The 26328-nt window shown below is 69.7% G+C and carries 23 protein-coding genes; 12 read left to right on the top strand and 11 right to left on the bottom strand.

Features of this window, described 5'->3' with window-relative positions; translation table 11 throughout:
* Positions 1-16: 16 nt before the first annotated feature.
* The 4 genes from AB0395_RS13715 to AB0395_RS13700 all read right to left on the bottom strand — a co-directional run bounded on the left by AB0395_RS13715 (position 17) and on the right by AB0395_RS13700 (position 4532).
* Positions 17-1456 (bottom strand): HEXXH motif domain-containing protein, encoded by a 1440-nt coding sequence (locus tag AB0395_RS13715; RefSeq protein WP_366280442.1) that lies wholly within the window; start codon positions 1454-1456, stop codon positions 17-19.
* Complete coding sequence (locus AB0395_RS13710) at positions 1453-2595, bottom strand: FxsB family cyclophane-forming radical SAM/SPASM peptide maturase (protein ID WP_366280441.1); 1143 nt, start codon at positions 2593-2595, stop codon at positions 1453-1455. The genes AB0395_RS13715 and AB0395_RS13710 overlap by 4 nt, the downstream gene beginning before the upstream one ends.
* A 505-nt stretch (positions 2596-3100) precedes the next feature.
* Positions 3101-3910, bottom strand: coding sequence for a hypothetical protein (locus AB0395_RS13705; protein WP_366280440.1), 810 nt, complete (start codon positions 3908-3910; stop codon positions 3101-3103).
* Between the two features lie 190 nt (positions 3911-4100).
* On the bottom strand, positions 4101-4532 hold the full coding sequence (locus AB0395_RS13700) for a DoxX family protein (protein WP_366280439.1): 432 nt from the start codon (positions 4530-4532) through the stop codon (positions 4101-4103).
* A gap of 79 nt (positions 4533-4611) precedes the next feature.
* Here AB0395_RS13700 and AB0395_RS13695 point away from each other — a divergent pair, with 79 nt between their 5' ends.
* Positions 4612-5166 (top strand): MarR family transcriptional regulator, encoded by a 555-nt coding sequence (locus AB0395_RS13695; protein WP_366280437.1) that lies wholly within the window; start codon positions 4612-4614, stop codon positions 5164-5166.
* Between the two features lie 118 nt (positions 5167-5284).
* Here AB0395_RS13695 and AB0395_RS13690 read toward each other — a convergent pair whose 3' ends face one another.
* The 4 genes from AB0395_RS13690 to AB0395_RS13675 are packed head-to-tail and all read right to left on the bottom strand — an operon-like array spanning position 5285 to position 10989.
* On the bottom strand, positions 5285-6448 hold the full coding sequence (locus tag AB0395_RS13690) for an acyl-CoA dehydrogenase family protein (protein WP_366280435.1): 1164 nt from the start codon (positions 6446-6448) through the stop codon (positions 5285-5287).
* Complete coding sequence (locus AB0395_RS13685) at positions 6445-7389, bottom strand: hydroxymethylglutaryl-CoA lyase (protein WP_366280593.1); 945 nt, start codon at positions 7387-7389, stop codon at positions 6445-6447. The genes AB0395_RS13690 and AB0395_RS13685 overlap by 4 nt, the downstream gene beginning before the upstream one ends.
* Positions 7389-9413 (bottom strand): biotin carboxylase N-terminal domain-containing protein, encoded by a 2025-nt coding sequence (locus AB0395_RS13680; protein WP_366280433.1) that lies wholly within the window; start codon positions 9411-9413, stop codon positions 7389-7391. The genes AB0395_RS13685 and AB0395_RS13680 overlap by 1 nt, the downstream gene beginning before the upstream one ends.
* A 7-nt stretch (positions 9414-9420) precedes the next feature.
* Positions 9421-10989, bottom strand: coding sequence for a carboxyl transferase domain-containing protein (locus tag AB0395_RS13675; RefSeq protein ID WP_366280431.1), 1569 nt, complete (start codon positions 10987-10989; stop codon positions 9421-9423).
* Between the two features lie 101 nt (positions 10990-11090).
* On the opposite strand from AB0395_RS13675, the gene AB0395_RS13670 reads away from it, so the two are divergent.
* Positions 11091-11690 (top strand): helix-turn-helix domain-containing protein, encoded by a 600-nt coding sequence (locus tag AB0395_RS13670; RefSeq protein WP_366280429.1) that lies wholly within the window; start codon positions 11091-11093, stop codon positions 11688-11690.
* A gap of 174 nt (positions 11691-11864) precedes the next feature.
* Here the strand turns inward: AB0395_RS13670 and AB0395_RS13665 are convergent, their stop codons facing one another.
* Entirely contained in the window at positions 11865-13217 is a 1353-nt protein-coding gene (locus tag AB0395_RS13665; protein ID WP_366280427.1) for a hypothetical protein, read from the bottom strand.
* 253 nt (positions 13218-13470) lie between these two features.
* Here AB0395_RS13665 and AB0395_RS13660 point away from each other — a divergent pair, with 253 nt between their 5' ends.
* From AB0395_RS13660 to AB0395_RS13650, 3 genes are all read left to right on the top strand, one after another.
* Positions 13471-15681: a thiamine pyrophosphate-dependent enzyme gene (locus AB0395_RS13660; protein ID WP_366280426.1), complete on the top strand. Its 2211-nt coding sequence runs from the start codon at positions 13471-13473 to the stop codon at positions 15679-15681.
* A 133-nt stretch (positions 15682-15814) separates the two neighbouring features.
* The gene (locus AB0395_RS13655) at positions 15815-16261 is read left to right on the top strand and encodes a DUF16 domain-containing protein (RefSeq protein ID WP_366280424.1); all 447 of its coding nucleotides are present in this window, start codon (positions 15815-15817) and stop codon (positions 16259-16261) included.
* 357 nt (positions 16262-16618) lie between these two features.
* Positions 16619-17308 carry a hypothetical protein gene (locus AB0395_RS13650; RefSeq protein WP_366280422.1) on the top strand — a complete coding sequence of 230 codons (690 nt, stop codon included), beginning with the start codon at positions 16619-16621 and terminating at the stop codon, positions 17306-17308.
* Between the two features lie 63 nt (positions 17309-17371).
* Here AB0395_RS13650 and AB0395_RS13645 read toward each other — a convergent pair whose 3' ends face one another.
* Positions 17372-18511 carry a magnesium and cobalt transport protein CorA gene (locus tag AB0395_RS13645; RefSeq protein WP_366280421.1) on the bottom strand — a complete coding sequence of 380 codons (1140 nt, stop codon included), beginning with the start codon at positions 18509-18511 and terminating at the stop codon, positions 17372-17374.
* Between the two features lie 10 nt (positions 18512-18521).
* A complete protein-coding gene (locus AB0395_RS13640) occupies positions 18522-18998 on the bottom strand; it encodes a nuclear transport factor 2 family protein (protein WP_366280419.1) in 477 nt (158 codons plus the stop codon).
* A 419-nt stretch (positions 18999-19417) separates the two neighbouring features.
* Here AB0395_RS13640 and AB0395_RS13635 point away from each other — a divergent pair, with 419 nt between their 5' ends.
* The 7 genes from AB0395_RS13635 to AB0395_RS13605 form a co-directional block, all read left to right on the top strand.
* Positions 19418-20131, top strand: coding sequence for a M50 family metallopeptidase (locus AB0395_RS13635; protein ID WP_366280418.1), 714 nt, complete (start codon positions 19418-19420; stop codon positions 20129-20131).
* Positions 20132-20431: 300 nt separating this feature from the next.
* Positions 20432-21136 carry a histidine kinase gene (locus AB0395_RS13630; RefSeq protein WP_366280416.1) on the top strand — a complete coding sequence of 235 codons (705 nt, stop codon included), beginning with the start codon at positions 20432-20434 and terminating at the stop codon, positions 21134-21136.
* A 147-nt stretch (positions 21137-21283) separates the two neighbouring features.
* Positions 21284-23944 (top strand): class III lanthionine synthetase LanKC, encoded by a 2661-nt coding sequence (gene lanKC / locus AB0395_RS13625; protein ID WP_366280414.1) that lies wholly within the window; start codon positions 21284-21286, stop codon positions 23942-23944.
* Between the two features lie 6 nt (positions 23945-23950).
* A complete protein-coding gene (locus AB0395_RS13620) occupies positions 23951-24082 on the top strand; it encodes a SapB/AmfS family lanthipeptide (RefSeq protein WP_366280413.1) in 132 nt (43 codons plus the stop codon).
* Between the two features lie 32 nt (positions 24083-24114).
* Positions 24115-24246: a SapB/AmfS family lanthipeptide gene (locus AB0395_RS13615; RefSeq protein ID WP_366280411.1), complete on the top strand. Its 132-nt coding sequence runs from the start codon at positions 24115-24117 to the stop codon at positions 24244-24246.
* A 61-nt stretch (positions 24247-24307) separates the two neighbouring features.
* The gene (locus AB0395_RS13610) at positions 24308-24439 is read left to right on the top strand and encodes a SapB/AmfS family lanthipeptide (protein ID WP_366280410.1); all 132 of its coding nucleotides are present in this window, start codon (positions 24308-24310) and stop codon (positions 24437-24439) included.
* A 97-nt stretch (positions 24440-24536) separates the two neighbouring features.
* Positions 24537-26328 (top strand): ABC transporter ATP-binding protein (locus AB0395_RS13605; protein ID WP_366280408.1); only part of this gene is annotated, 1792 nt, incomplete at its 3' end.

Raw genomic sequence — 26328 nt, 5'->3', positions numbered from 1 at the left:
CAGGGGCGTGCGCCGGTCAGGGGTTGCGCCTGACCCACGCCTCCAGGTGCTGGTCGGCCTCAAGCCTGGCCTGGGCCGCCGCGGCACGGCCGACCGGCTCCGACAGCAGGCGTTCGAGGGTGCGCCGCATCTCCCGGACGAACCGCTCGCCGCGTTCGTTCAGCCCTCCGCTGTTCATGAGCGTCTCGCTGACCAGGTAGGCCCCCTCCCTCCAGCGGGCGAACTCCACCTCGGCGCGGAACGCGGGCTCCCCGCGCTCGACCCTGCGCTGGCGTCCCCAGAACCGGGCCACGCCCAGATAGGCGTAGGAGCCCTGCAGCAGTCCGTAGACAGGACGGGGGTCATCCCTCCACGGCGCGTAGTGGCGACCGCCGGCCTCCGGCAGGGTCAGCTCGACCTGATCGATCAGCGCGGTGAGCTTGGCGTGTTGCATCTCGTGGGCCAGGGTCGCGGCAAGCCGCAGGCCGTTGCGAGGCTCAGAAAGCGCCACGGCCCCGAAGGTCTCCCGGGAGGACGCGCTGTTCTCACCCCGGGCCGGGGCGGTGATCGGGGTGAACACCCGTATGCCGGAGATCACCTCCTCTGCGACCGTGCGATGATGCGCGCCCAGCACCTGCCAGGCGTCTCGCATGCACACGCGCCATACGCGGCGTTGTTCGTCGGTCAGACGCGGCTCCACGCCCTCATAGACCGGGCTGGCGTGCGCGGCGGGCCAGCGGTATGGGTCGAGATCGTCGATGACCAGCCCCTCTCCCGCAGGTGCGGGCAGCCGGTGGAGAGGCTCCCAGCCGTCGCCGTCCACCTCGTCGGAGGCGGAGACGCGGAGCCTCGTCCCGGCGACGTCGAGCCTGGCTCCGTCCCCGTCCGGCCGCACGCCGACGTCGACCACTCCCCGCACATCGGGCAGGGTCACGCGCCCCAGGGACGGCAGCATGATTGTGCCGTCGCTGACGGGCAGTTGGACGGCACAGGCGACACCGGACCTGATCGCGACCGCCAGGGCCAACGCTCCCAGCCTGCCTGGATCCTCGACGGCCGTGTCCTTCCCGCCGCCCTTCCCACCCCCCCTGCCCACGCCCTCGGCCATGTGCCCGGCCGTTCCTCCCGCGGTGCCTCTCACGGCGTCCCCGGCGTCTCCCCTGATGGCCTTCGCCGCGTGCCCCATCAGCGACCGGTAGGCCCGCCACGCCCACGCGCCCACCGCCGGATACACCAGCACCCGCTGAACCTCATCGGCCGCATGACGCTCCATTTCCGCCAGGAGCCCATACGCGCGCTCCGCGAGATCGGCATGAGCGTGACCGGTCAGCCGTGCCTCCACGACGACACCGCGGACCAGCAGCCTGTTCTTGAGTGCCTGCGCCGCGCGCAGCTCGCCCACGGCTCCGGCGCCCCCTCCCCCGGCGGCCACTCCGAAAAAGGTCTCCTGGGACATCGCACGGGGAACCAGCTTCATCGCTTTCCCTTCAGCCGAGCGACATCGCGCGCGAATCTCGTGCGGACGTGTGTGATGAGGTGGTAGAGATCCGGGCAGTAGACCGAGGGCCCGAGAAACCCACCCGTCGTGCTGTACCGATGCGCGTACTGCCCACCTCCACAGACGGTGCGCAGGTCACAGGCCTGGCACACGGAGGCCAGCGCGAGTTCGCCGATCTGCCTGGCGGCCACGGCGGGGTGGAGGAGCGCGGTGTCGAACGAGTCGCGCAGGACGTGCAGCCTGGTCGCGGCCGCCCCGTGGTAGCTGGACTTCAGGATGTCGGACTGCTCGACGCTGCCGTCTGTCTCGACGACGACCATCCGGACGGGCGAGAGTCCCACCGTCTCGCTGCGCGAGGCGCCCCCCGTCAGCAGGCGCACGATCTCACGGAACAGGCGGACCTCCGTCTCGCCCGCAGCCAGGCCGTACCAGCGGTCGAAGATCGGGATCAGCCAGTCGGCGTACGGCGTGGCGGCCGAGCCCGGCTCCCGGAGAGGCGGCGGCGCGGCCCAGTTACCGTGCGGCAGCAAGAAGTCGACGGCGGGCGGATCGAACTCCAGGAGCGCCTCGTAGGTCGTCAGCGGATCGTTTCGGACGTCGATCGTGCACAGCAGACCGCTGAACAGGTGGTGGAAGGGGCCGCTGGCCAGCCTGCGCAGCGAGGCGGTGACGGCCGCGTGGCTGCCCCTGCCGTCGGCATGGCGCCGGTGCCGGTCGTGGGCCTGGGCGTCGCCGTCCAGACTCACCCCGACCCGGATCTCCAGGCTGTCGAAAAGACGCAGGTAGTCGTCGTTCAGGCGCAGCCCGTTCGTCTGCACCCCGACACGGACCCTGGTCCCCACGTCGGCGGCGGCGCTCCTGATCACGCGCACCGCATGGGAGATGAGCTCCGGACCCGCCAGAAGCGGTTCCCCTCCGTGGAGGATCACCTCGACCTCCGGCAGCTCGTGCGTAAGCGCGTGTTCCGCTATCCGCTTCGCCGTACGGTCGACCACCGCATGTGACATACGGCGCGGCTGGGCCTTCCAGGACTGGTCCGCCATCTCGTAGACGTAGCAATGCCTGCACGCGAGGTCACACCTGCTGTGGATCTTCAGGATGAACTGCCGGAAAGCCAAAGGCCGCCATCCCGAAGCCAGCAAAGCGGCCACGTCGAGCGTCGCCGGAAACATGTTTCCGGTCGGCTGGATTTCCGATGAGGGCTTCTCTGGCAAATGAGGCACACCTCTCTTTGCGCCATTTTCTATCTCGCACGACTTTCCCTCAATAGTCAAGCTTCCAAGGTGCGAACACACGGCCCACCCGGGGGAACGGCCGGATCGGCGCGCCCTCCGCCTCCCTCCCGCCCCGTAACCCTCTTCCGAGGGTCGCATAACATCGCCACGGAACATCGGGCACCCCGTGCGGGAAGTCGGCGCCGAAGGATTCACCGCCATCGGATTTGGCCAGCGAATACCACCCGTGCACAAAATGGCTGATTTCAGCAGGCGTGGTCGCCTGATACGAATGCCACGGGCGACTTTCGCCGCCGTCGCGGCGAGAACCGCCGGACACATCCGTGCGCGTGGCGCCGAGAGCGGGCGGTGACGCCGGGGCGGGAGAACCGGCTCTCCCCGGGGACGATCAGTCCCGGGCCTCCACCACGTCGGCGGAGGCCGACTCGGCGGCTCTCCCGGAAGCCGGTCCGGCGTCCACCGCCGCCTCCCAGATGTGGTCGAACTGCTCCACCCAGTACCTGTACCAGCGCTCGTCACGCCCGCGCGTCAGCTCCAGATGCATGCGAGAGGAGGTCGACGGGTTATGGAAGCCGTGAATCTCCACGATCACCCGGCCCTTCGGGGACTCCGGGTCGAGGAGCACGAGGCTGAATCCCGGGCTGTAGGAGAGCAGGCGGTAGTCGAAGGTGCCCGTGGTCTTCCAGCGGCTCATGAGCCGGAGCCGTTCCATCGTGCTGTCGAGCGCGGCGCGGAGCCGCTGGACGGGAAACTCGAGCGACTCGTCGAGCTGTTTCGACGCCTGCCGGACTGCCGCCTCCTCGCGGAAGTCGAGGATGACGATCCTGACGCTGCCGTCCTTGCGCGCGAGGACGCTGTTGCGCAGGATCTCGCAGGTCTGCGCCGACAACAGGTTGACCGCGGAGGGGGCGAACACCCGGACATCGCGCACGTTGGCCAGCAGCGACGACATCGGGACTGCGTCGTAGATCGACCGGTCGTGCAGGATCCCCGGGGACAGTGCCGAGGTCTCCTCCGACAGCGTGCGGTAGATCAGCAGCCCCACCCCTGACAGGAGCGCGGCCCATCTGAGGTTGGCGCCCAGCTCGTCACTGAAGATTGACAGCAGGGCGAAGAAGAAGATGGCGGCGGTCAGGGCGTAGGCGTCGATGTTCTGCCGGGCCTTGAGATCACCGGTGATCCGCCGCAGCCACCCCACACCGGCCCCCAGTTCCGCAGACTCCGTTCCCGTCGTTGAGCCGATTGTCGCCCGTCCGGGTCCCGTGATCCATCGAACGGGAGGTGACACCTGGGTTCGGCTCGGAGTGACCGGCGACCGGGTCGCTCCCACCCCCTTCTCGAGGGCGACCCGGCGTGGAGACGTGAACCGGCATCACGTCTCCCTCGTGCTACGCCGCGACAGTCTCGGCTTGCCTCCGCTGCCAGATGCCGTCGAGGGCGAGCAGCCCGCCGCCGCTGAAGGCGACGGCCAGGAGACCCGCGATGAGGGAGAGGGCGAACTCGTAGCCACCCTTCTCCACCGCGAACCCGTTGGCCGAGTGAAGGAAGACGATCGCGCCGAGCATGTCCAGGATGAGCAGGACACCGGCGATCGGCAGAGCGGCGCCCAGGATGAGGGCGATGCCGCCGACGACCTCGACCACGGCCACGACCGGTGCCGCCACGCCGGGCAGCGGGATGCCGAGCTGCTGGAAGAACCCGGTCGTCCCGGCGATCCCCATCGTCGTGAACTTCTGCCAGCCATGGACGAGGAAGATCGCGCCGATGCCGATCCGTGCCAGTAGCAGGGCGATAGGCCTAATGCGCTCAAGCAAAAGCATGAGGGCTCCTCATTTTTGTTCGAATTTGAACCACACCATAGTTGGTGGTTCAAATTCAAACAAGACATACACTGGAAAAGTGGCTGATACGAGATGGTTGACCGAGAGCGAACTGGGCGCCTGGATGGCCTATCTCAGAGCGACGCACCTGCTGGAGCGCCGTGTCGAGGAGCAGTTGAAAGCCGACTCCGGGCTCACCCACGCCCACTACGAGATCCTCGCGAAGCTCTCCGCCTCCCCCGGCGGGCAGCTGCGGATGACCGACCTCGCGCGCAAGGTGGTCGTCTCCAAGAGCGGGCTCACCTACCAGGTCGGCCAGCTGGAGAAGCGAGGGCTCGTCGAGCGGGCGGACTGCCCCTCCGACGAGCGGGGGGTGCTGGCGGTGCTCACCGACGAGGGCACACGCTGCCTTGAGAAGACCGCGCCCGGCCACGTGGCCGTCGTCCGCGCGTTCCTCATCGACCAGCTGACCCCGGAGGAGCTGGAGACCATGACGCGGATCATGTCGAAGGCCACGGCGGCGATGGCCGCGGCCCCCGAGGGTGCACCCGGCGGGAAGGCGGACACCGCGAGGGCAGACGGCAGGAAGGCCGGCGGGAAGAAAACGAAGAAGGGCCGCCCCGCCTCCGCCTGATCATCCGCTCTCAGATCGCGGATGCCCCGCGCTGGGAGGTGGGAACGGGGCCGGCCCGAGGCGGACCTTGCGGCGAGCGGTCCGGATACGGCCGCCCGCCGCCTGTCGTGAACGTGCCTCAGAGGCCGGACAGGCCCAGCTCGCGGGCGATGAGCATGCGCTGCACCTCGCTGGTGCCCTCGCCGATCTCCAGGATCTTGGCGTCGCGGTAGAAGCGGCCGACGGGGTACTCGTTCATGAACCCGTAGCCGCCGAAGATCTGGGTGGCGTCGCGGGCGTTGTCCATGGCCGCGTCGCTGGCGACGAGCTTGGCGATGGCCGCCTCCTTCTTGAACGGCTCGCCCGCCAGCATCTTGTCCGCGGCGTGGTAGTAGGCCAGGCGGGCGGTGTGGGTGCGGATCTCCATGTCGGCGATCTTGAATTGGATGGCCTGGTAATGGCCAATCGGGTGGCCGAACGCCTGGCGCTCGCGGACGTAGCGCAGGCACTCGTCCACGCAGCCCTGGGCCAGACCGGTCGAGAGCGCGGCGATCGCGATGCGGCCCTCGTCGAGGGTCTGCAGGAACTGCGCGTAACCCCGGCCGCGCTCACCCAGGAGGTTGGCCGCCGGGACCCGGCAGTCGGTGAAGGAGAGCTCCCGGGTGTCGGAGCAGTTCCAGCCGACCTTGGAGTACTTCTTCGAGACGGTGAAGCCGGGCGTTCCCGCGGGAACCAGGATCGTCGAGATTTCTTTCCTACCGCCCTCGCGCTCGCCCGTGATGGCGGCGACGCCGACGACACCGGTGATGTCGGTGCCGGAGTTGGTGATGAACGCCTTCGAGCCGTTGATCACCCACTCGTCGCCGTCGAGCACGGCCGTGGTCCGCATGCCGCCCGGCACGTCGGTGCCGCCGCCCGGCTCGGTCAGGCCGAACGCGCCCAGCATCTCGCCGGACGCGAGGCGGGGAAGCCACTGCGCGCGCTGCTCGGCCGTACCGAACCGGTGGATCGGCATGGCGCCCAGCGAGACCGCGGCCTCCAGGGTGATGGACACGCTGGAGTCGACCCTCGCCAGTTCCTCCAGGGTCAGGCAGAGCGCGAAGTAGTCCCCGCCCATGCCGCCGTACTCCTCCGGGATCGGCAGCCCGAACAGGCCCATCGCGCCCATCTGCCGCACGATGTCGTAGGGAAACTCCTCGCGCTCGTAGAGGTCCCCGATCACCGGGGCCACCACGTCGCGGGCGAACGCCTCGACGGTCTTGCGGAGGTCTTCGTATTCCTCATCGAGCTTGGGCATCGTCACTCCTTGACGTTCGTGTCGGTGGCCGGGGCGGGTCCCAGGGCTTGTACGACCCGGGAGGGGCTGGGGCGGCCGAGCTCGCCCGCCAGCCAGGTGCTCGTCTCCACCAGCGACGGCAGGTCGAGCCCGGTCTCGACGCCGAGCCCGTGCAGCATCCACACCAGGTCCTCGGTCGCGAGGTTGCCGGTGGCGCTCTCGGCGTACGGGCAGCCCCCGATGCCGCCGGTCGAGGCGTCGACCACGGTCACTCCCTCGCGGAGGGCGGCGAGGGTGTTGGCCAGGGCCTGGCCGTAGGTGTCGTGGAAGTGCACGGCGAGCTGCTCGGGCCCGCCGAAGGCCCCGATGAGAGCGGCCACGTGCCCCGGAGTGCCGACGCCGATGGTGTCGCCGAGCGACAGCTCGTAGCAGCCCAGGTCGAGGAGCCTGCGCCCGACGGCGACCACCTGCTCGACGGGCGTCGGCCCCTCCCAGGGGTCGCCGAAGCACATCGACACGTACGCCCTGACGCGCAGGCCGTGGTCCAGTGCCCTGGCGACTACCGGCTCGAACATCTCGAACTGCGACTCCAGCGTCCGGTTCAGGTTCTTGCCCGCGAACGTCTCGGTAGCGCTGGCGAAGATCGCGATCTCCTGGACGCCGTGCTCCAGCGCCCGGTCCAGGCCACGCTCGTTGGGCACGAGCACCGGGTAACGCACGCCGGGAACCCGTTCCATCCCAGCCAGCAGCTCGGAGGCGTCGGCGAGCTGGGGCACCCACTTGGGGTGCACGAAGCTGGTCGCCTCGATCACGCGGTGCCCGGCGGCGGCGAGCCTGGCGATGAACTCCGCCTTGACCTCGACGGGGACCACGACCGACTCGTTCTGCAGCCCGTCTCGCGGGCCGACCTCGTAGACCGTGACCCGCTCCGGCAGCCCCGCCGCCACGACCCGGTACGGCTCCCGCATCACGACTCCTCCTCCCGCCGCACGACCGCGAGCACGGCGTCCATGTCGACCGCCTGGCCCGCTCTGACCGGCAGCTCCGCGACCACTCCGGCGACCGGCGCGGTCACGGTGTGCTCCATCTTCATGGCCTCGACGACGAGAAGCGGCTGGCCCTCCGCTACCTGCTCCCCCGCGGCGACCTTGACCAGCAGGACGGTGCCCGGCATCGGGCTGCGGACCACACCGTCGCCGGTGCCGCCCGCGCCCGCCCTGTCGCCCGGGTCGCCCAGGTGGTGGCGGGTCAGTGACCAGGCCTCCCCGTCGCGGCCGAGCCAGACCGTGTCGCCGTGGTCGCCATGGCCGCCGTGACCGTCCCTGGCGAAGGCGTAGCGTCTGCGGACCCCGTCCAGAGTGACCAGCAGGTCGGCGCCGTCCAGCTCCAGTCTCGCCCGCGCGATCCCTCCGCCGGGCAGGCGGACCTCGGCTCCCGCGGCGGGCAGCCCACGCACGCCGGTCTCGGCGACCCCGTCGCGGCTCTCCAGACGCCAGGTGGTCCAGGCGGCCTCGCCCAGACGCCAGCCGTCCGGCACGTCCCACGGGTCCGCCGCCGCCGGTACGGCGGGCACCCGGTCGTGGTGCAGCAGCAGCGCCGCCGCGGCCAGGACGTCCTCCGGGACGCCTCCGTGCGGGACCAGGGTGTCCAGATGGCGTTCGACCAGGCCGGTGTCGAGGTCTCCCGCGACCACCTCGGGGTGGGTGACCAGCGCGCGCAGGAAGGCGATGTTGGTCGGCACGCCCAGCACGGTCGTGGCGGCGAGCGCCCCGTCGAGCCTGCGCAGCGCGCTCGCCCTGTCGGGTCCCCAGGCGACGACCTTCGACAGCATCGGGTCGTAGTCGCTGCCGACGACCCCGCCCTCCGCCAGGCTGGAGTCGACCCGGACGTCGGCGGGTTCGCGCAGCGCCAGCACCCTGCCCCCGGTCGGCAGGAAGCCTCGGGAGGGGTCCTCGGCGTAGACGCGGGCCTCGACGGCGTGGCCGCGCAGCCGTACCTCGTCCTGGGTGAGCGGCAGGGGCTCACCCGCGGCGACTCTGAGCTGGAGCTCGACCAGATCGAGGCCGGTGACCAGCTCGGTGACGGGGTGCTCGACCTGGAGCCTGGTGTTCATCTCCATGAAGTAGTAGTCGCCGGTCGTGCCCTGCACGATGAACTCGACCGTCCCCGCGCCGGTGTAGCCGACGGACCTGGCGGCCTCGACGGCGGCCGCGCCCATGCTCGCCCTGGCCTGCGCGTCGAGCAGCGGGGAGGGGGCCTCCTCGACGATCTTCTGGTGGCGGCGCTGGAGGCTGCACTCGCGCTCACCCAGGTGGATGACGTTGCCGTGGGTGTCGGCCATCACCTGGATCTCGATGTGCCTGGGCCCCTCGACGAACCGCTCGATCAGCAGGGTCGCGTCGCCGAACGCGGCGGCGGCGGTACGGCGGGCGGACTCCAGTGCCTCGGGCAGCTCCGCGGCGGAGCGCACCAGCACCATGCCCTTGCCGCCGCCGCCCGCGGAGGGCTTGATCAGCGCGGGGAAGCCGACTCGCCTCGCGGCCTCGGCGAGGTCGTCCGCGGGTTCCGCACCGCCGGGGACGACGGGCACGCCCGCGGCGGAGACGGTGGCCTTCGCACGGATCTTGTCGCCCATGGCCTCGATGGCCTCGGGCGGCGGGCCGACGAACACCAGCCCGGCCTCGGCGCACCGCCGGGCGAAGGCGGGGTTCTCCGCCAGGAAGCCGTACCCGGGGTGCACGGCCTGGGCGCCGGTCGCTTCCGCGGCGGCCAGAATGAGGTCGATGTCGAGGTAGCCGCCGCCGAGCCGTACCGCGACGTCGGCCTCGCGGACGTGGCGCGCGCCCGCGTCCGCGTCGCTGTACACCGCGACGGAGCGGATGCCGAGTCTGCGAAGCGTGTGGATGACGCGCAGGGCGATCTCGCCCCGGTTCGCGACGAGGACGGTGCCGAACATGCCGCGCGGGGCGGGTGCCGGGGTCACAGGTGTCATGGGGTGATCACATCCGGAAGACGCCGTAGCCGACGGGGTCGAGGGGGGCGTTGGCCGCGGCGGACAGGGCCAAGCCGAGGACGGTGCGGGTGTCGAGGGGGTCGATGACGCCGTCGTCCCAGAGGCGGGCGGTCGAGTAGTAGGGGTTGCCCTGGTCCTCGTACTGCCTGCGGATGGCGTCGGGGTCCGCGTCGCCGACCGTGGAGAGCACGTTCGCGGCCTGCTCTCCGCCCATCACCGAGATGCGGGCGTTCGGCCACATCCACAGGAAGCGCGGCGAGTAGGCACGACCGGCCATCGCGTAGTTGCCCGCGCCGAACGAGCCGCCGACGACCACGGTGAACTTCGGCACCCTGGCACAGGCGACGGCGGTGACCATCTTCGCTCCGTGCTTGGCGATGCCGCCCGCCTCGTAGGCCTTGCCGACCATGAAGCCGCTGATGTTCTGCAGGAAGAGCAGGGGGATGCCCCTGCGGTCGCACAGCTCGATGAAGTGCGCGCCCTTGAGCGCGGACTCGGCGAACAGGATGCCGTTGTTCGCGACGACCCCGACGGGGTGGCCGTGGATGTGGGCGAAGCCGGTGACGAGTGTGGTGCCGTACTCGGCCTTGAACTCCAGGAAGCGGCTGCCGTCCACGACGCGGGCGATGATCTCCCGCACGTCGTACGGCGTGCGGGTGTCGGCGGGGACGATGCCGTACAGGTCACGGGGGTCGTGCGCGGGCTTCTCCGCGGGGACGCGGTCCCAGGGGGACGGGTTCCTCGGCGCGAGGGTGGCCACGATGTCGCGGACGATCCGCAGGGCGTGGGAGTCGTCCTCGGCCAGGTGGTCGGTGACACCGCTGACCCTGGCGTGCAGGTCGCCGCCGCCCAGCTCCTCCACGGTGACCTCCTCTCCCGTCGCGGCCTTGACCAGGGGCGGGCCGCCCAGGAAGATCGTGCCCTGGTTGCGGACGATCACCGCCTCGTCGCTCATCGCGGGGACGTAGGCGCCGCCCGCCGTACAGGAGCCGAGGACTGCGGCGATCTGCGGGATGCCACGCGCCGACATGGTCGCCTGGTTGTAGAAGATGCGGCCGAAGTGCTCGCGGTCCGGGAAGACCTCGTCCTGCCTGGGCAGGAACGCGCCGCCCGAGTCGACGAGGTACAGGCAGGGCAGGTTGTTGTGGAGGGCGACCTCCTGGGCCCGCAGATGTTTCTTGACGGTGATCGGGTAGTAGGTGCCGCCCTTGACCGTCGCGTCGTTGGCGACGACCACGCACTCGCGCCCCGAGACCCGGCCGACTCCGGTGATGATCCCGGCCGCGGGCGCCTCGTCGCCGTACATCCCGGTCGCGGCGAGCTGGGAGAGCTCCAGGAAGCGCGAGCCCGGGTCGAGCAGGGTGTCGACGCGGTCGCGGGGCAGCAGCTTGCCGCGGGCGACGTGCCTGGCGCGCGACCTCTCCGGGCCGCCGAGCCCGGCGGCGGCGACCCGCTCTCCGAGGTCGGCGACGAGCCGCTCGTTGGTCTCCGCGTTGCCCTTGAAACCCTCACCGCCAGGATCGCAGGCGCTTCGCAGCACCGGCCAGCCACTCATGCGAGCCCCCTTGCCCGATCCTCGTCCGAACTCCGTCACCGTTGGTTAACGGTCGCTAACGTCACTGCCGATGTTAGTCATCATTAACGTCAGCGTCTACCATGCGAGATGTGACGACTGCCAGAACCCCTACCCGCAATCGCGGGACGCGGCGCGTTGAGATCCTGGACGCCGCGGCCGAGCTGTTCGCGGCGCGGGGCTTCCACGGCGTCTCCATCGAGGACATCGGCGGCGCGGTGGGGGTCTCCGGCCCCGCCCTCTACCGGCACTTCAGCGGCAAGGAGGCCCTGCTCGCCGAGATGCTGCTGGATGTCAGCGAGCGCCTGCACGCCTCGGGGGCGAGCCGGGTGACCGAGGCCCCCGATCCAGAGCTGGCCCTGGACGCCCTGCTCACCGGCCAGATCGAGTTCGCCCTCAGCCACCCGTCGCTGATCACCGTGCACGACCGCGAGCTGGGCAACGTCCCGGAACCCGCGCGCCGCCAGATCCGCAGGCTCCAGCGCCTCTACGTGGAGGAGTGGGTCACGGTGCTGAGCGAGCTGCACCCCTCGTGCCCCCCGTCCCGCCTGCGCGCCGCGACACACGCCGTCTTCGGCCTGCTCAACTCGACCCCGCACAGCGCGGGCGAGCTGCCGAGGGAGACGATGGCGCAATTGCTACTGGGCATGGCCCGCACAGCACTCGCCGCACTTCAAAGTTAAGGATCATCGCACCCAGAAGTTAAGGATCGTTAACTTTCGGACACGGAAACGTCGGGGAATGCCGGGGACAGGGACAAGGACGGCGGACGGGAACGGCCCGGGTGCCGGGCACCCGGGCCGTCCGTCAGGTCCGTTCACGCCGGAGCGGACCTCGTTCTCGTCACCGCTCGCGCGTCAGCGCCTGACGACCCTGACGTAGTCGCCGGCGCTGACGCTGCCATAGAAGTCGTCGTCGCCCTTGAAGACGATCCTCCAGTATCCCGAGCCGTAGGCCTTGGCCTTGGTGAGGATACGGCCGTTGTCCGCGGCCCAGGCGGTCTTCACGTACTGCCACTTGTGCGCCCCTCTGGGCTTGAAGTACAGCCCGACCTTGGCGCCGTACCCCTCCCATCCGTCGTCGTCACGGACCTGGAGCGCGCCGGTGAACCTCAGGTACCGGCCGTAGCGGCCGGGCTCGGGCGAGGCGTTGAACCTGGCGATCCGGCTGCCCGCGCGCTCGGGCTCGGGGGCCGGCTCGCGGACGGTCACGTGGTCGGCGACGCTGCTGGAGCCGTCGACGCCGTCGGCCCCGTCGAACTCCGCACGCCAGTCGCCGGAACGCGCGGCGGCCACCTCGACGCCGAAGCGGCCGTGCTCGTCGGTCCAGGCGGTGGCGGCGTCGTTCCACCTGGATCCGTCGTCGGCGCGGAACAGGACGAAGACCTTACGGCCCCGGTAGGGCTGCCAGCCGTTCCCGGTGTCGGCCTGCAGGAGACCGCGGACGCTGATCCGGTCGCCCTGGTCGACCGGGTCGGGCCTGGCGCCGAAGTCGACGATCCGGCTGTGCCGGACCGCACCCTTGACATCGACGCGGTCGGTCTCGCTCCTGGCGCCCAGGGTGGTTGGGGAGCCGTCGTACTCGGCCCGCCAGTGACCGGTCTTGAGCGCCTTGGCCCTGATCCAGAACCTGCCCTGACCGTTGGTCTCGACACTGCCGGGGAGCCGGTCGTAGGAACCGCCGAGCGGTCTGAAGGCCAGGTAGACCCTGGCGTTGGGCAGCGGGGCCCAGCCGTTGGTCCCGTTCTGCCTGAGCACGCCGGTGAGGGTGATCCGGTCTCCTTCGTCCACGGACGACGGGGTGGCCGCGATGTCGTCGAAGTCGGTCTCGAAGACCTGCTTGACGGTGAATCCGGTGGACCTGGGCGCGGTGTTGGCCGTCACCGCCCTGAAGGTCCAGGCGCCCGGGGCGAACTGGCGGTTGACGTCCTTGGTGAACTTCCACCGGGCCCTGCCCGAGCCGAGGTCGTCGGACTTGGCCAGCTTGAACTCCGTCTCCACGCCGAGCGAGGGCTTGATCCAGCCGGTGACGGCCGAGGCGTCCCCGCTGGTCTCGGCGGTGAAGGTGACCTTCACCGTCTCTGCGCCCTTGACCTCGACGGGGTTGGGGCTGACTGATACGTCGGTGACCGCGGGATCTGCCGTGCTCGTTCCCGCGGATGCCGTCACAGCCGGGCCGGCGACCAGGGCCGCCACGCCCAGTGCTGCCACGACAGCGACACGAATGCGTTTCACCATTCGGGTCTTCCGTCCTTCCCGTTGGGTGTACGCGGCTTGAGGGTGCCACGTCATTACTTCAAGTAGACGTATAAGTCAGGTCATCGGTTGATAGATCTGACAAGCTGTCATGAATCTTCGTCGGAAAGGCTGTTCCACCGGCCACGACGCCCCGAACCGCCGTCCACAGGCCCCCAAAGACACCAAGGTCCGGTGCGGGAGACGCCGATGGGGACATAATCGGGCTGTGGCGCGCGACGCGGTTGAGACCCATTTCGCCGAGGCGGTGGCCGCCCTGTCTCCCGGGCCGCCGCGTGACCCCCGCATGCCCGTGCGCGAGGGCACGGGCCTGACCGGAGCCCGGTGCCGCGAGCTGTTCGAGTTCCAGCTCGGCAGCAGACTCCTGGACGTCGCCGCGCGCTGGCTACGCGAGCAGGATGAGGGCTTCTACACCATCGGCTCGTCAGGGCACGAGGGCAACGCGGCGGTCGCCGCCGCGCTGCGCGCCACCGACCCCGCCCTCCTGCACTACCGCTCGGGAGCCTTCTACCTGGCCAGGTCTGCGATGGCGGGGCGGCTGCCGGAGGAGGGCCTGCGCGACGTGCTGCTCGGCCTGACCGCCGCGGCCGAGGAACCGATCGCGGGAGGCCGGCACAAGGTCTTCGGCCATGCGGGCCTGGCGGTGATCCCGCAGACCTCAACGATCGCCAGCCACCTGCCGCGTGCCGTCGGCGTCGCCTTCGCCATCGAACGTTCCCGCCTGCTCGGCCTGCGGGGGGCCTGGCCCGACGACGCGATCACGGTGTGCAGCTTCGGAGACGCCTCGGCCAACCACGCGAGCGCGCTGTCGGCTCTCAACACCGCGGGCTACGTCTCCTACCAGGGACTGGCGCTGCCGATCCTGTTCGTCTGCGAGGACAACGGCCTGGGCATCAGCGTGCGGACCCCGAGAGGCTGGGTCGAGGCCGCACGCCATCCCCGGCTGACCTACTTCGCGGCCGACGGCTGCGACCTCGCCGAGATCCACGACGTGGCCAGGTCGGCCGTCGAACACGTCCGCCTGCGCCGCTCCCCCGCCCTGCTGCATCTCGGCACCGTCCGGCTGATGGGTCACGCGGGCTCGGACGTCGAGCTGTCCTACCGGACGAAGCGGGAGATCAACGCCGACCTGGAACGCGATCCCCTCGTCGCCACCGCCAGGCTGCTCGTCGAGGCGGGCCTGGCCACGCCGGAGGAGCTGCTGCTGCACTACGAGACGACGCGAGAGCACCTGCTCAAGATGGCCCTGGAGAGCTCACGGCGCCCACGCCTCGGCTCTGCCGCCGACGTCATGAAGCCGCTCGCCCCCCGGACCCCGCGGGCCGTCGCCGCGGCCTGCGCGGTGGCCGCCGACTCCAGGGAGAAGGCCTTCGCGGGCAGGCTGCCGGAGCGGGAGGGCCCGCTGACCCTCTCCCAGGCGATCAACCGGACCCTGGCCGACCAGCTGGCCGCCCATCCCGACGTGCTGGTCTTCGGAGAGGACGTGGCCCGCAAGGGCGGCGTCTACGGTGTCACGCGAGGGCTGCAGAAACGCTTCGGCGCGGCCCGGGTGTTCGACACCCTCCTCGACGAGCAGGCCGTGCTGGGCCTGGCGCTCGGCTCCGGCGTCTCCGGGCTGGTGCCTGTGCCCGAGATCCAGTACCTCGCCTATCTGCACAACGCGCTGGACCAGATCAGGGGCGAGGCCGCGACGCTGCCGTTCTTCTCCCAGGGGGCGTTCCGCAACCCGATGGTCGTCCGCGTCGCCGCCTACGCCTACCAGAAGGGCTTTGGCGGCCACTTCCACAACGACAACTCCGTCGCCGCGCTCCGCGACATCCCCGGTCTCATCGTGGCGTCGCCTGCGCGCCCGGACGACGCAGCCTCAATGCTGCGCACCTGTATGGCGGCCGCCCGCGTGGACGGCAGCGTGTGCGTCTTCCTCGAGCCGATCGCCCTGTACAACACCCGCGACCTGTTCGCCAACGGCGACAACGGCTGGCTCTCGCCGTACGTGCCACCGGCCCGCTGGGCGGAGACGCACGTCCCGGTCGGCAGGGCACGCGGCTACGGCGACGGCCGCGACCTGACCATCGTGACGTTCGGCAACGGCGTGCGGATGAGCCTGCGCGCCGCGATCAGGCTCACCGCGGAGGGCTACGGCTGCCGGGTCCTGGACCTGCGCTGGCTCTCCCCACTGCCGGTCGAGGATCTGCTGCACGCGGCGGAGCTGACCGGAAGGGTGCTGATCGCCGACGAGACCCGCCGCGCGGGCGGTGTCTCGGAGAGCGTCGTGGCCGAGCTGCTCGACGCCGGTTTCACCGGCCGGGTCGCCCGGGTGACCTCGGCCGACAGCTTCGTCCCGCTGGGCGAGGCGGCCGGGCACGTGCTGCTGTCGGAGACCGAGATCGAGGACGCGGCGCGCAAACTGCTGGCCTGACCAAGAACCCGCGAAACCCCACCCGCCGCTTCCCTTTTCGTGTTCAATTGGCGACACACCGTTACGGCCTCTTGACGCGGTTCACCGGTGAACAGAGCCCCCATCCCCCCGATCAGGAGATACCATGCCCGCCGTGGCGACGAAGAGCACCGACCTGCGAGTGGCGACGCTCGAATCCTGGGCCTTCAGGACGGACGCGGACCTCACCGAAATCAAGAAGACCCACGACAATCTCCCCGCGATCATCCGGGAGGAGATCATGACGTACACCTCCCCGATGCTCGAAGAGATCATGAACAGGATGGCCACCAAGGAGGACCTCGCCGCGCTCACCGGAAAAGTGGACGGCCTGGAGAGCAAGGTAGATGGTCTGGAGAGCAAGGTAGACGGCCTGGGGAGCAAGGTAGACGCTCTGGAGAGCAAGGTAGACGGCCTGGAGAGCAAGGTAGACGAACTGGGCGGCCGGATGAGCTCCATGGAGAGCCGGATGGACTCCATGGAGGGACGCATGGACTCCATGGAGGGACGCATGGACTCCATGGACGGCAAGCTCGACCTGATCCTGGCCAAGCTCGGCTGACCACAGACACAGGAGGCCCCGGCCGTGCGCCGGGGCTTCTTCGCGTTCCGGTACGGCGAGAGCCGCCGAACACCCCAGGGGCGGCCACCGAATCAACCACAATGCCAATTCGCCACATATTCGACATATCCCACTATTGACCCACCCGGCCTTTCCTTCCTCGCAAATCCGGCAAATTCCTCACGAGACGTCCAAACAATCCGCTTTCGCCCCCGCGGGGGCCATCAGCGATGACATATTAGAAAATTGTCATAAAAACGCAGCACGATTCGGCCGGAAAAAATCACGAGGCTGCTTTACCGTCTCGTGGCAAAGCATGCGTCATGTCCGTCGTTTCGTTTCACGCGTGGAGGGTCGATGGTCTCCGTCAACCAAGGCGCCTGGGTGCCCGGCAGCGACATCTACCGATACGGCTACAACTCAATACCCAACATCCCGATCACCGGCGCGCCCGCCGACACCACCTTCCGCCGCTGCTCGATGCTCCACGACGGCACCGACTACCGTCTCTACGCCTTCAGGGACGGTAGCCGCGACACCCTCTACCAGTTCGCCTGGAACGGCACCTCCTACGCCTACGGCCACGACTCGATCCCGGTCCTCACCCTGGCGAACATGCCTGCCGACGCCGACAGCGGCAGCATCTCGCTACTGCACAGCGGCGAGGCCTACCACGCCTACCTGCGCAAGCTCGGCGACCCCACCACCCTCTACCAGTTCGTCCACGTGCCGGGAACCTCGACCTACCGGTGGTCGTACGACGACTACATTCCCGTCCTGCGGATCACCGGCTTCCCCCCGGACACCGACTGGTCACGCTGGTCGATGCTGCACGACGGCACCACGTACCGCATCTACGCCTTCCACTACGGGCAGAACGACAGGTTCTCCCAGGGGTCGTGGAACGCCTCCGCGCACGAGTACCAGTACGCCCACGACTCGATCCCGCAGCTGAACCTAGAGGGCTACCCGTCCAACAGCGACCTCGGCCGGGTGGCGATGTTGCACGACGGCGACGACTACCGGCTCTACTTCCAGACGCTCTGAGGACTCCGCCGCCCGGTGAGGGCTGCGGTGCAGGGGCCTCTGGGCCGGGTGACACGCCCGGTCCTACAGCCAGTCGCGGCGTTTGAAGACCACGTAGAGGGTCGTACAGACGGCGGCCATCAGGAGCACGGCGAACGGGTAGCCGAACGACCAGTGGATCTCCGGCATGACGTCGAAGTTCATGCCGTAGATGGTGCCGACGAGTGTCGGGGCGAAGAGGATGGCCGCCCAGGCGGAGATCTTCTTGACCTCCTCGTTCTGGGCGTTGCTGGCCTCTGTGAGGTCGGTCATGTGCTCGTTCTGGGCCTGAGCGACCATGGTCGAGTTGACCACCAGGATGTCGTGAAGCATCTGGCGGAAGCCACCGACCCGCTCGACCACGGTGATCGCGTGGTCGGCGACGTCACGCAGGTGCCTCTGCACCTCCTGGTCCACACCGTACTTGGCCGCCCCCGCGATGAGCCCCTCGATCATCTCGAGCAGCGGCTGGGTGGCCCGCTGGAACTCGATCACCTCGCGTGAGAGCTCGTAGATGCGGCGGGAGACGCTGGGCTGGTTGCCGAAGACCTGGACCTCGATCTCGTCGATGTCGTTCTGCAGTCCCGCGACCACCGGCGCGTAGCCGTCGACGACCGCGTCCAGGATGGCGTAGAGCACCGCCTGCGGGCCCTGGGCGAGCAGTTCGGGGTCGCCCTCCATCCGCCTGCGGGCCTGCGAAAGGTCGGGGGCCTCGCTGTGCCGTACGGTGATCACGAAGTTGTGGCCGACGAAGACGTGCAGTTCCCCGAAGTCGACCTCCTCGGTCTCGTCGATGTATCTGGCGGGACGCAGCACCACGAACAGCGTGTCGCCGTAACGGTCGGCCTTGGGCCGCTGGTGGGCGACGATGGCGTCCTCGACGGCGAGTTCGTGCAGGTCGAACTCCTCGGCGACGTTGAGGATCACCGCGTCCTCTGGACGGTAGAAGCCGATCCAGGCCATGCTGTCCGGCGTCTTCTTCAGGAACTCGAAGGCCTCGGGCAGAGACTCGGGGGTCACGTCCCTGCACCCGTTCACGTAGATCGCGTTGTCGATGACATGCGAGCGGGGCGGCAGCGGCTGGTCGTCCGCGCGGGGGTCCATCGACCGCTCGGGAGAGTCGTGGACGTCGCCGGAGCGCCCGCGCACCAGGCTCAATATGCTTCGCATCTGCCGATCAGCCACGACTGTCTCCTCATCCGGCTCTCATGAAGTCATCCAGCGACTGCATCGCCCCGCCCCGGATCGTCGCCCGAAACATGGGAGTCCAGCCGAACAACAGGCCACCCGGCCTGCCCAGCGCCATCCTGGACCAGCGCCTGAAGTCGAATTCGTCGTGATGCCGGATGATCAGGTCGTCCTCGAACCTGAACAGGGCGTCGATCTCGTTGACCACGGGCCTACCCGTGCCGCCGAAGGTGTAACGGACGGTCCAGTGCGCCGTGCCGTCGTGGTCCCGCGCGGTGACGTCCCTGACCGTCACACCGACGTCGCCGTTGCGGCCCAGCAGCATCCGCCACATGCCCATGACCCTGCCCCTGCCCTCCAGCTCCTGGAAGACGGGATCTCCAAAGGTGACGTCGGGGTGGTAGCACTGTTCCATGGCCTCGGAGTCGCGGCGGGCGAAGGCGTCGTAGAAGCTCCTGATAAGCCCAAGATTCCGGTCGTTCACGCGATTTCCCCCGATCATGGGTGTTTCGATGACCGAGTGTAATCGGCAGCCGGATCGAGCAGCAGCCGGCGATCGACGCACGCTCCGCGCGTGGGCGCGGACTCCAGGGTCGGGGCGCAAGATGACCGAGGGAAGACATCCGGGGGTACGGCACGCGAAGTCGAGCGTCCAGTCCCCCGAGCGGGGAGTCATGCGCCCCATGCCACGGGGCGGTCACGCGATGCCGGCTTGGTCATCGCAGGCCCGGCGACCGCGACAAGCCCCGCGGAGAAAATTCAGAGGACACATGAGGGACCGTTCCGCGTCTACTCCTCGCCCTAAAGGACAGGCATCCATGCTGGAGGAACGTGATTTTTTATCGCCAGCACACCGGATGTCGTGGGACGCTTTGCTTCGACGTCGTGAAGGAGAAGTGATCGTTGTCCGAGGTCTGGGGGGCTCTGACCAGGGCCCAGGCGGGGCCGCCCGCGTGGGTCGTGCTGCTGTCCGCGCTGGCGGCCATGGCCGTGGTGACGTGGTCCACCTCGTGGCAGCTGTCGCGGGGCCTGATCACGATCGCGCACGAGGGCGGGCACGCGCTGATGGCGCTGCTCACCCGGCGCAAGTTGCAGGGCATCCGGCTGCACTCGGACACCTCAGGGGTCACTCTCACCCGGGGCAGACCGACAGGGCCGGGGATGATCCTGACCGCCGCCGCCGGATACGTCGCCCCCTCCCTGCTGGGGCTCGGCGGGGCGTGGCTGACCTCCGCGGGTCACGTGACGGTGCTGATCACGATCATGATCGGGCTGCTCCTCTGCATGCTGTTGCTGATCCGCAACCTCTTCGGCGTTGTGAGCCTGCTGGCGACCGGCGGGGCGATCTTCGCCTTCACCTGGTACTCCGCACCTGACATGGACGCGGTCCTGGCCTACCTGGCCGTGTGGTTCCTGCTGTTCGGCGGTATCCGGCCAATCCTGGAGCTGCGTCGCAAGCGCCGCCACGGCCACACCCCCGACTCGGACGCCGACCAGCTCGCCCGACTGACTTTCCTGCCCGCCGGATTCTGGATCTTCCTCTTCCTCCTGGTCGCCGGCGCCGCCCTGGTCTTCGGTGCCTACCTGCTGAGCCCGCTGCCGCTGCTCCCGCGCTGAGCGCCCCGGCCTCGTGCCGGGCAGCCGAACGGCCCCGGCACGTCCCGGCGACCCCACGAACAGGCCCACGGCACCGTGGCGAGCCGGAGCGTCGCGTCACCGGGAATCGGCATCCGGAAAACCGCCTGACCCCTCCGGCTCAGGCGACCATGAGTCAATGTTATGGGATCCATAACACATAACGGCCCGACGTCATTCTTTCGGCGGCCGACCGCCACCGAGTAGTGTTCTTGTTCATTGACAATTAAACGGTTTTTTGACTTTATTGCGATGTATGCGCCTCCTCCGTAAGAGTTGTTGATGCCGCACCAGCTGTACGCCGTCATGGCGATCGCGGGCGGGATCCTGCTGGTCTCGCTGGCCGTCACCGCGGCCCTGGCACTCCGGATCAGACGGCTCCGCGCCGAGCGGGACAGGGCCGTCACACAGGCCCAGGAGGAGCTCGCGCGTGACGTCCACGACCTCGTCGGGCACTGGCTCTGGCTGGCGTCGATCAAGAGCGAGCTAGCGTACCGGCGCGCGGCGGGCGACGCCCGGCTGCGCGGCGAGCTAGGCGAGGCACTCCAGGCCGTACGGCACGCCGCACACGCGGTGCGCCACGTTTCCAAGGGCAACCGACACCTGTCTCTCCAGGGAGAGAGCACGCGGGCCGAGGCCCTGCTGACAAGCTTTGGAGTCGACTGCTCGGCCGGGATCGAGTCCGCAGGACTGCCCAGAAACGTCAGCGCAGTCCTGGGAACCGTGGTCCGCGAGGGCGTCACGAACATGCTGCGGCACAGCACGCCCGGCAGGTGCGTGATCGAGCTGACCGAACAGGACGGCCTGCTGCGGCTGACCGTCGCCAACGACGGCGCGCCCCGCCTTGAGCGACCCAGCCCCGGCGGCGACGGCCTGGACAACCTGCGGCACCGCGTCGCCGGGATCGGCGGCACGCTGCGGACCACAACCGGCGAGGACGGCTGGTTCAAGCTGATCGCCGAAGTCCCCGGAAAGTTTTCTGAATAAGTTTCACCTATGTCGCGAACGCCCAGGTAGCGCACAACTTCACGATTAAACCTGTGAATTTCGCATACGCGACTCGTGGAGTTTGTAACTAGTCATTTCTCGGGTTATCCGGAATTCTCTCTTCTGGAAGACAGCAGGGAGATTGCCGTGAATGACCAGTATGAGCTTTATTGCCTCGCGGACCGGATCTTTTACGACACCCTTGACGGCCGCCGGGGCGAACACCCCGATTTCCCCCAGGCCACTCGGGAGGTGCCGGCGGGCTGGAGGCACCAGGCGAGCGACACCTGGATGCACTACGCGCCGGCCGGCGGGAAAACTCCCGCGCAGGGCTGGAAGATCCATGTGTCGGCGTGCGCCGAGGACGCCGAGCGCGCCCTCGATGTCGTCTGGGACTACTGCGTCTCGCGAGGCGTCGCGTTCAAGTTCCTGCGCAGCCTGCCGGTGATGACCATGCTGAACTCCAAGGCCGCGGCCCGGGGCTCGAGCGGCAAGCTTGTGACGATCTACCCTGTGGACGAGGGCCAGCTCGAACTCGTTCTGAAGGAACTTGACGAGCTGCTGCGGGGCGTCAAGGGGCCCTATGTCCTGAGCGACCTGCGCTACGGCGAGGGCCCGCTGTTCGTGCGGTACGGAGGCTTCGTGCCACGGCACTGCCTGGGCGAGAACGGCGAGCCGGTGCTGGCCGTCGAGGACGGTGACGGGCGCCTCGTCCCTGACGTCAGGGAGCCCGCCTTCACCGTGCCCTCGTGGGTGACGCTGCCGGGGTTCCTCGAGCCCCACCTCACGGCCCGCAACGCGGTCACGACGAACGGCCTGCCGTACCAGGTCGAGAGCGTCCTGCAGTTCTCGAACGGCGGGGGCGTCTACCTCGGGCGCGACCAGCGCACCGGTGCCCGCGTCGTGCTGAAGGAGGCGCGCCCGCACGCCGGGCTCGACGCCGCGGGGCGGGACGCGGTCGCGCGGCTGGCGCATGAGCGCGACATGCTGGAACGGCTGTCCGGGCTCGACGCGGTGCCCGCCCTGATCGACTACTTCACGCTCGGCGACCACCACTTCCTGGTGCAGGAGTTCGTCGACGGCAACCCGCTGCAGCGGATCCTGGTCCAGAAGTATCCCCTGACCAGGGTGGACTGCGACGACGAGGCACTCGCCACGTACACCTCGTGGGTGCTCGAAACGCTCCCGAAGGTCAGGCAGGCGGTCGAGTCCCTGCACGGACGCGGCGTGGTCTTCGGCGACCTGCACCCGAACAACATCCTCGTCACCGGTGACGAACGCCTCGTCCTGATCGACTACGAGGTGGCGACCCTGGCGGCGGACCGGGGCCGCGCGGCCCTGGGGCATCCAGCCTTCGGGGCGCCGCCCGGCCTGCACGGCGTCGACATCGACGTCTACGCCCTGGCGTGCCTGTGCTTCGGGCTGTTCGCCCCGCAGCTGACCATCATGCTTCCGCTCGACCGGGCCAAGATCCTGCAACTGGCCGAGCTGATCACGGAGACCTTCCCGGTGCCGCCCCAGGTGGTCGAAGAGGCGGTCGGCACCATCGTGGGCGAGCGGCAGGTGACGCCTCCACTGATTCCCCGGCCTGGACGCGACGGCTGGCCGGAGATCAGGGAGGCGATGACCAGGGCGATCCTGGCGAGCGCGACCCCCGAGCGCGAGGATCGCCTCTTCCCCGGAGACGTGGCCCAGTTCCGCCCCGGCGGGGGCATCAACTTCGCCCACGGCGCCGCGGGGGTGCTCTATGCCCTGGAACGGGCGGGGATGGGCCGCTTCCCCGAGCACGAGGAGTGGCTGCGCCGCAGAGCGCTGGACCCCGCTCCGGGAACGGGCCTCGGCTTCTACGACGGCCTGCACGGGGTGGCCCACGTCCTGGACCTGCTCGGGTATCGCCAGGACGCGCTCGACATCGTCGAGCGGTGCCTGCGGGAGAGGTGGGAGGCGCTGGATCCGGGCATGTTCGGCGGTCTATCCGGCATCGGGCTCAACCTGTTCCACCTGGGCGAGACGACCGGCGAGCCCGGCCTCACCGAGCTGGCGCACCGGATCGCCTGCGTCTGCGCGGACAGGCTCGGCGGCCCCGACGACGTGCCGGAGATCAGCGGGGGGAGCAACCCCCGTGCCGGGCTGATGTACGGCTCCTCAGGAGTTGCTCTGCTCCTCACCCACGCCTACGAGCGCAGCGGCGACGCCTCGCTGCTCGACAGTGCGGCCGTGGCGCTCCGACAGGACCTGCGCCGGTGCACCGTGAGCGAGGACGGCTCCCTCCAGGTCACCCAGGGCTGGCGCATCCTTCCCTATCTCGACGAGGGGTCCGTCGGCATCGGCCTGGCACTGGCCCGTTATCTGGCCCACCGCGACGATGAGCGTTTCAGGGCCGCGCTGAACGGCTGCGAGCTCGTCACCCGGGGAGGCTTCTACGTCCAGCCCGGCCTGTTCACGGGACGGGCCGGCATGATCGTGGCCCTCGCCGCGAGACAGGCGGCGGCACAGAGCGCCCCAGCCCCGGGCGTCGGCGCCGACATCGACATCAACATGGCCGCGCAGCTGCGCGGGCTGGGCTGGCACGCACTGCCGTACGGCGGCGGCCTTGCCTTCCCCGGCGACCAGCTGCTGCGACTCTCCATGGACTTCGCGACCGGCACGGCCGGAGTCCTCTTTGCGATGAGCACCGCCCTGCACGACGGGCCGGTGCTCCTCCCCTTCACCGGACCGCCCGGCGGCACAGGCTCCCTGGCCAAGGCAACGCCTGTGCGTGAACCCGCCGAGCGGCTTCACTCCCACGAGCCATCGAAGGAGGTGTAAAAACACATGGTACTTCTCGACCTGCAGAGCCTGGAAGCCCCCAACGGCGGCGGCCACGGCGGTGGCGGCAGCACTCTCACCGTCCTCGGCTGCGAGTCCCACACCCCGAGCGCGCTCAGCCTCCTCCTGTGCCACTAGTCCTTCCAGCTCACCAGAAGTGGAGTAACACCATGGTTCTTCTCGACCTGCAGACCCTGGAGACCCCCGGCGGCGGCGGTGGCGGTGGCGGCGGTAGCACCCTGACCGTCCTCGGCTGCGAGTCCCACACGCCGAGCAACCTCAGCCTGCTGCTCTGCCACTGATCGGCACCCCTTTTCCACGAAGTCACCGGCACTACTCGTTCCCAAGAAGTGGAGTAACACCATGGTTCTTCTCGACCTGCAGACCCTGGAGACCCCCGGCGGCGGCCACGGCGGCGGCGGCGGTAGCACCCTGACCGTCCTCGGCTGCGAGTCCCACACGCCGAGCAACCTCAGCCTGCTGCTCTGCCACTAGTGAGACAGGTGCCCGGGACGGCCGGCGACGGCAGCCGTCCCGGGCATCGCCCTTTTCGAAGGCCTCTCCACGAGGACCCGGCTGCGAAGGAGAAACGGTGCGGACGGCAGATCGGCTGGTGGCGCGGGCCGTACGGCACAGCGGTCCCTGGCTGTACATGCTGGTGATCACCTCCGTCGTGGGCGCGCTGTCCGAACTGGCGCTCCCGCTCATCCTGGGCAGGACGGTCGACAGCCTCGTCGCGGCCGGAGCCGGGAGCCGCGCCTGGCTCGTGACCTGCGCGGCCGTCGTGATCCTGATCGCGACCTGCGACGTCCTGGGCGTCTGGGCGGCAGGAGGCAGCGGCGCGCGGGCCACCCAGTGGCTCCGCCTGCGGATCCTGCGGCACGTGCTCGGGGTCGGGCCCGCGATGACCCTCCGTTTCCCCGAGGGAGACCTGGTCACCCGGATGGGAGTGAACGCCGAGGAGGTCGGGCGCGGCCCAGAGTCGATCGTCACCGGGGCGACGCTGGTCCTGCCAACCGCCGGTGGCATCGTGGCGTTGGTCCTCATCGACCCGTGGCTGGCCCTGACCCTGCTCGCCGGCCTCGCGCTCATCGCGCTCGTGCTGCGTGCCTTCCTCAGTACGAGCACCTCGATCGCCGGTGACTACCAGCGGACGCAGAGCGACATCGCCACACGCCTGGTCGACGCCCTCGCCGGGGTCCGCACGATCGCGGCCGCGGGCACCGAGGACAGGGAGCGGGCACGGGTGCTGAGCGCCCTTCCCCGACTTCGCCGGCACGCCATGGACATGTGGCGGGCCAACGCGCGGGCGGGCGTGCAGGCGGGTGCCGTGGTTCCGCTGCTTGAGGTGGCCGTGCTCGGCGTCGGCGGGCTGCGGCTCGCGGCGGGCGACCTCACCGCCGGGGAGCTGTACGCCGCCGCCCGCTACGTCGTGCTCGGCGCGGGCCTCGGCGCCGCCCTGGGCTACGTCAGCCGCCTGGCCAGGGCACGCGCCGCCGCGGCCCGCCTCGTGGAGCTGACCGAGGAGCCCGCGGTCGCGTACGGCGACCTGCCGCTGCCCGCCGGTCCAGGCACCCTGGAGCTGCGCGGCGTCACCGCGGGCCCCCTCCGCGGGATCGACCTGGCCGTTCCCGGCGGATCCTCGGTCGCCGTCGTCGGCCGGTCGGGCGCGGGCAAGTCCCTGCTCGCCGCCCTCGCGGGCCGCCTGATCGACCCCGACGCCGGGCAGGTCTCCCTGGACGGCGTGCCGCTGCCCGAGCTGTCATCTCGGGCTCTGGGCGAGGCCGTCGGCTACGCCTTCGAGCGCCCCGTCCTGGTCGGTGAGACGATCGAGGACGCCATCGGCCTCGGCCGTACGGGTCCCGCGGAGGCGGCCGTGCGCGCCGCGGCCAGCGCGGCGTGCGCCGACGCCTTCGTCCGCAGGCTCCCGTTGGGGTACGGCACGCCGCTCGACGACGCCCCGATGTCCGGCGGGGAGCGTCAGCGGATCGGCCTGGCCAGGGCCTTCGCGCACGGGAGGCGTCTACTCGTCCTCGACGACGCGACCTCGAGCCTGGACACCGTCACCGAGCGCCAGGTCAGCCGCGCACTGGCGGGCGAGTTGGGGGGCCGTACCCGCCTGATCGTGGCGCACAGGGCGGCGACGGCCGCGGCGGCCGAACGGGTGATCTGGCTGGACGGCGGCCAAGTGCGCGCCTACGACACGCACACGAGGCTGTGGCGGGACCCCGGCTACCGGGCCGTCTTCCAGGTCGCAGCCCCGCCCGGCGAGAACGTCCCGCCGCGTGAGAGTTCCTCACCCGAGATGCCCCGGGCGGGGGGGGGGGCGGCACCCCCCTCGCGGCGCTGGCCGCCGGGAGGCGCCGAGCCCGCGGGTGCGGGAG

The organism is Streptosporangium sp. NPDC051023 (assembly GCF_040689595.1).
Classification (GTDB): domain Bacteria; phylum Actinomycetota; class Actinomycetes; order Streptosporangiales; family Streptosporangiaceae; genus Streptosporangium.
The sequence above is the reverse complement of the archived record's forward strand: the minus strand, read 5'-3'. Positions and strand labels throughout refer to the sequence as shown.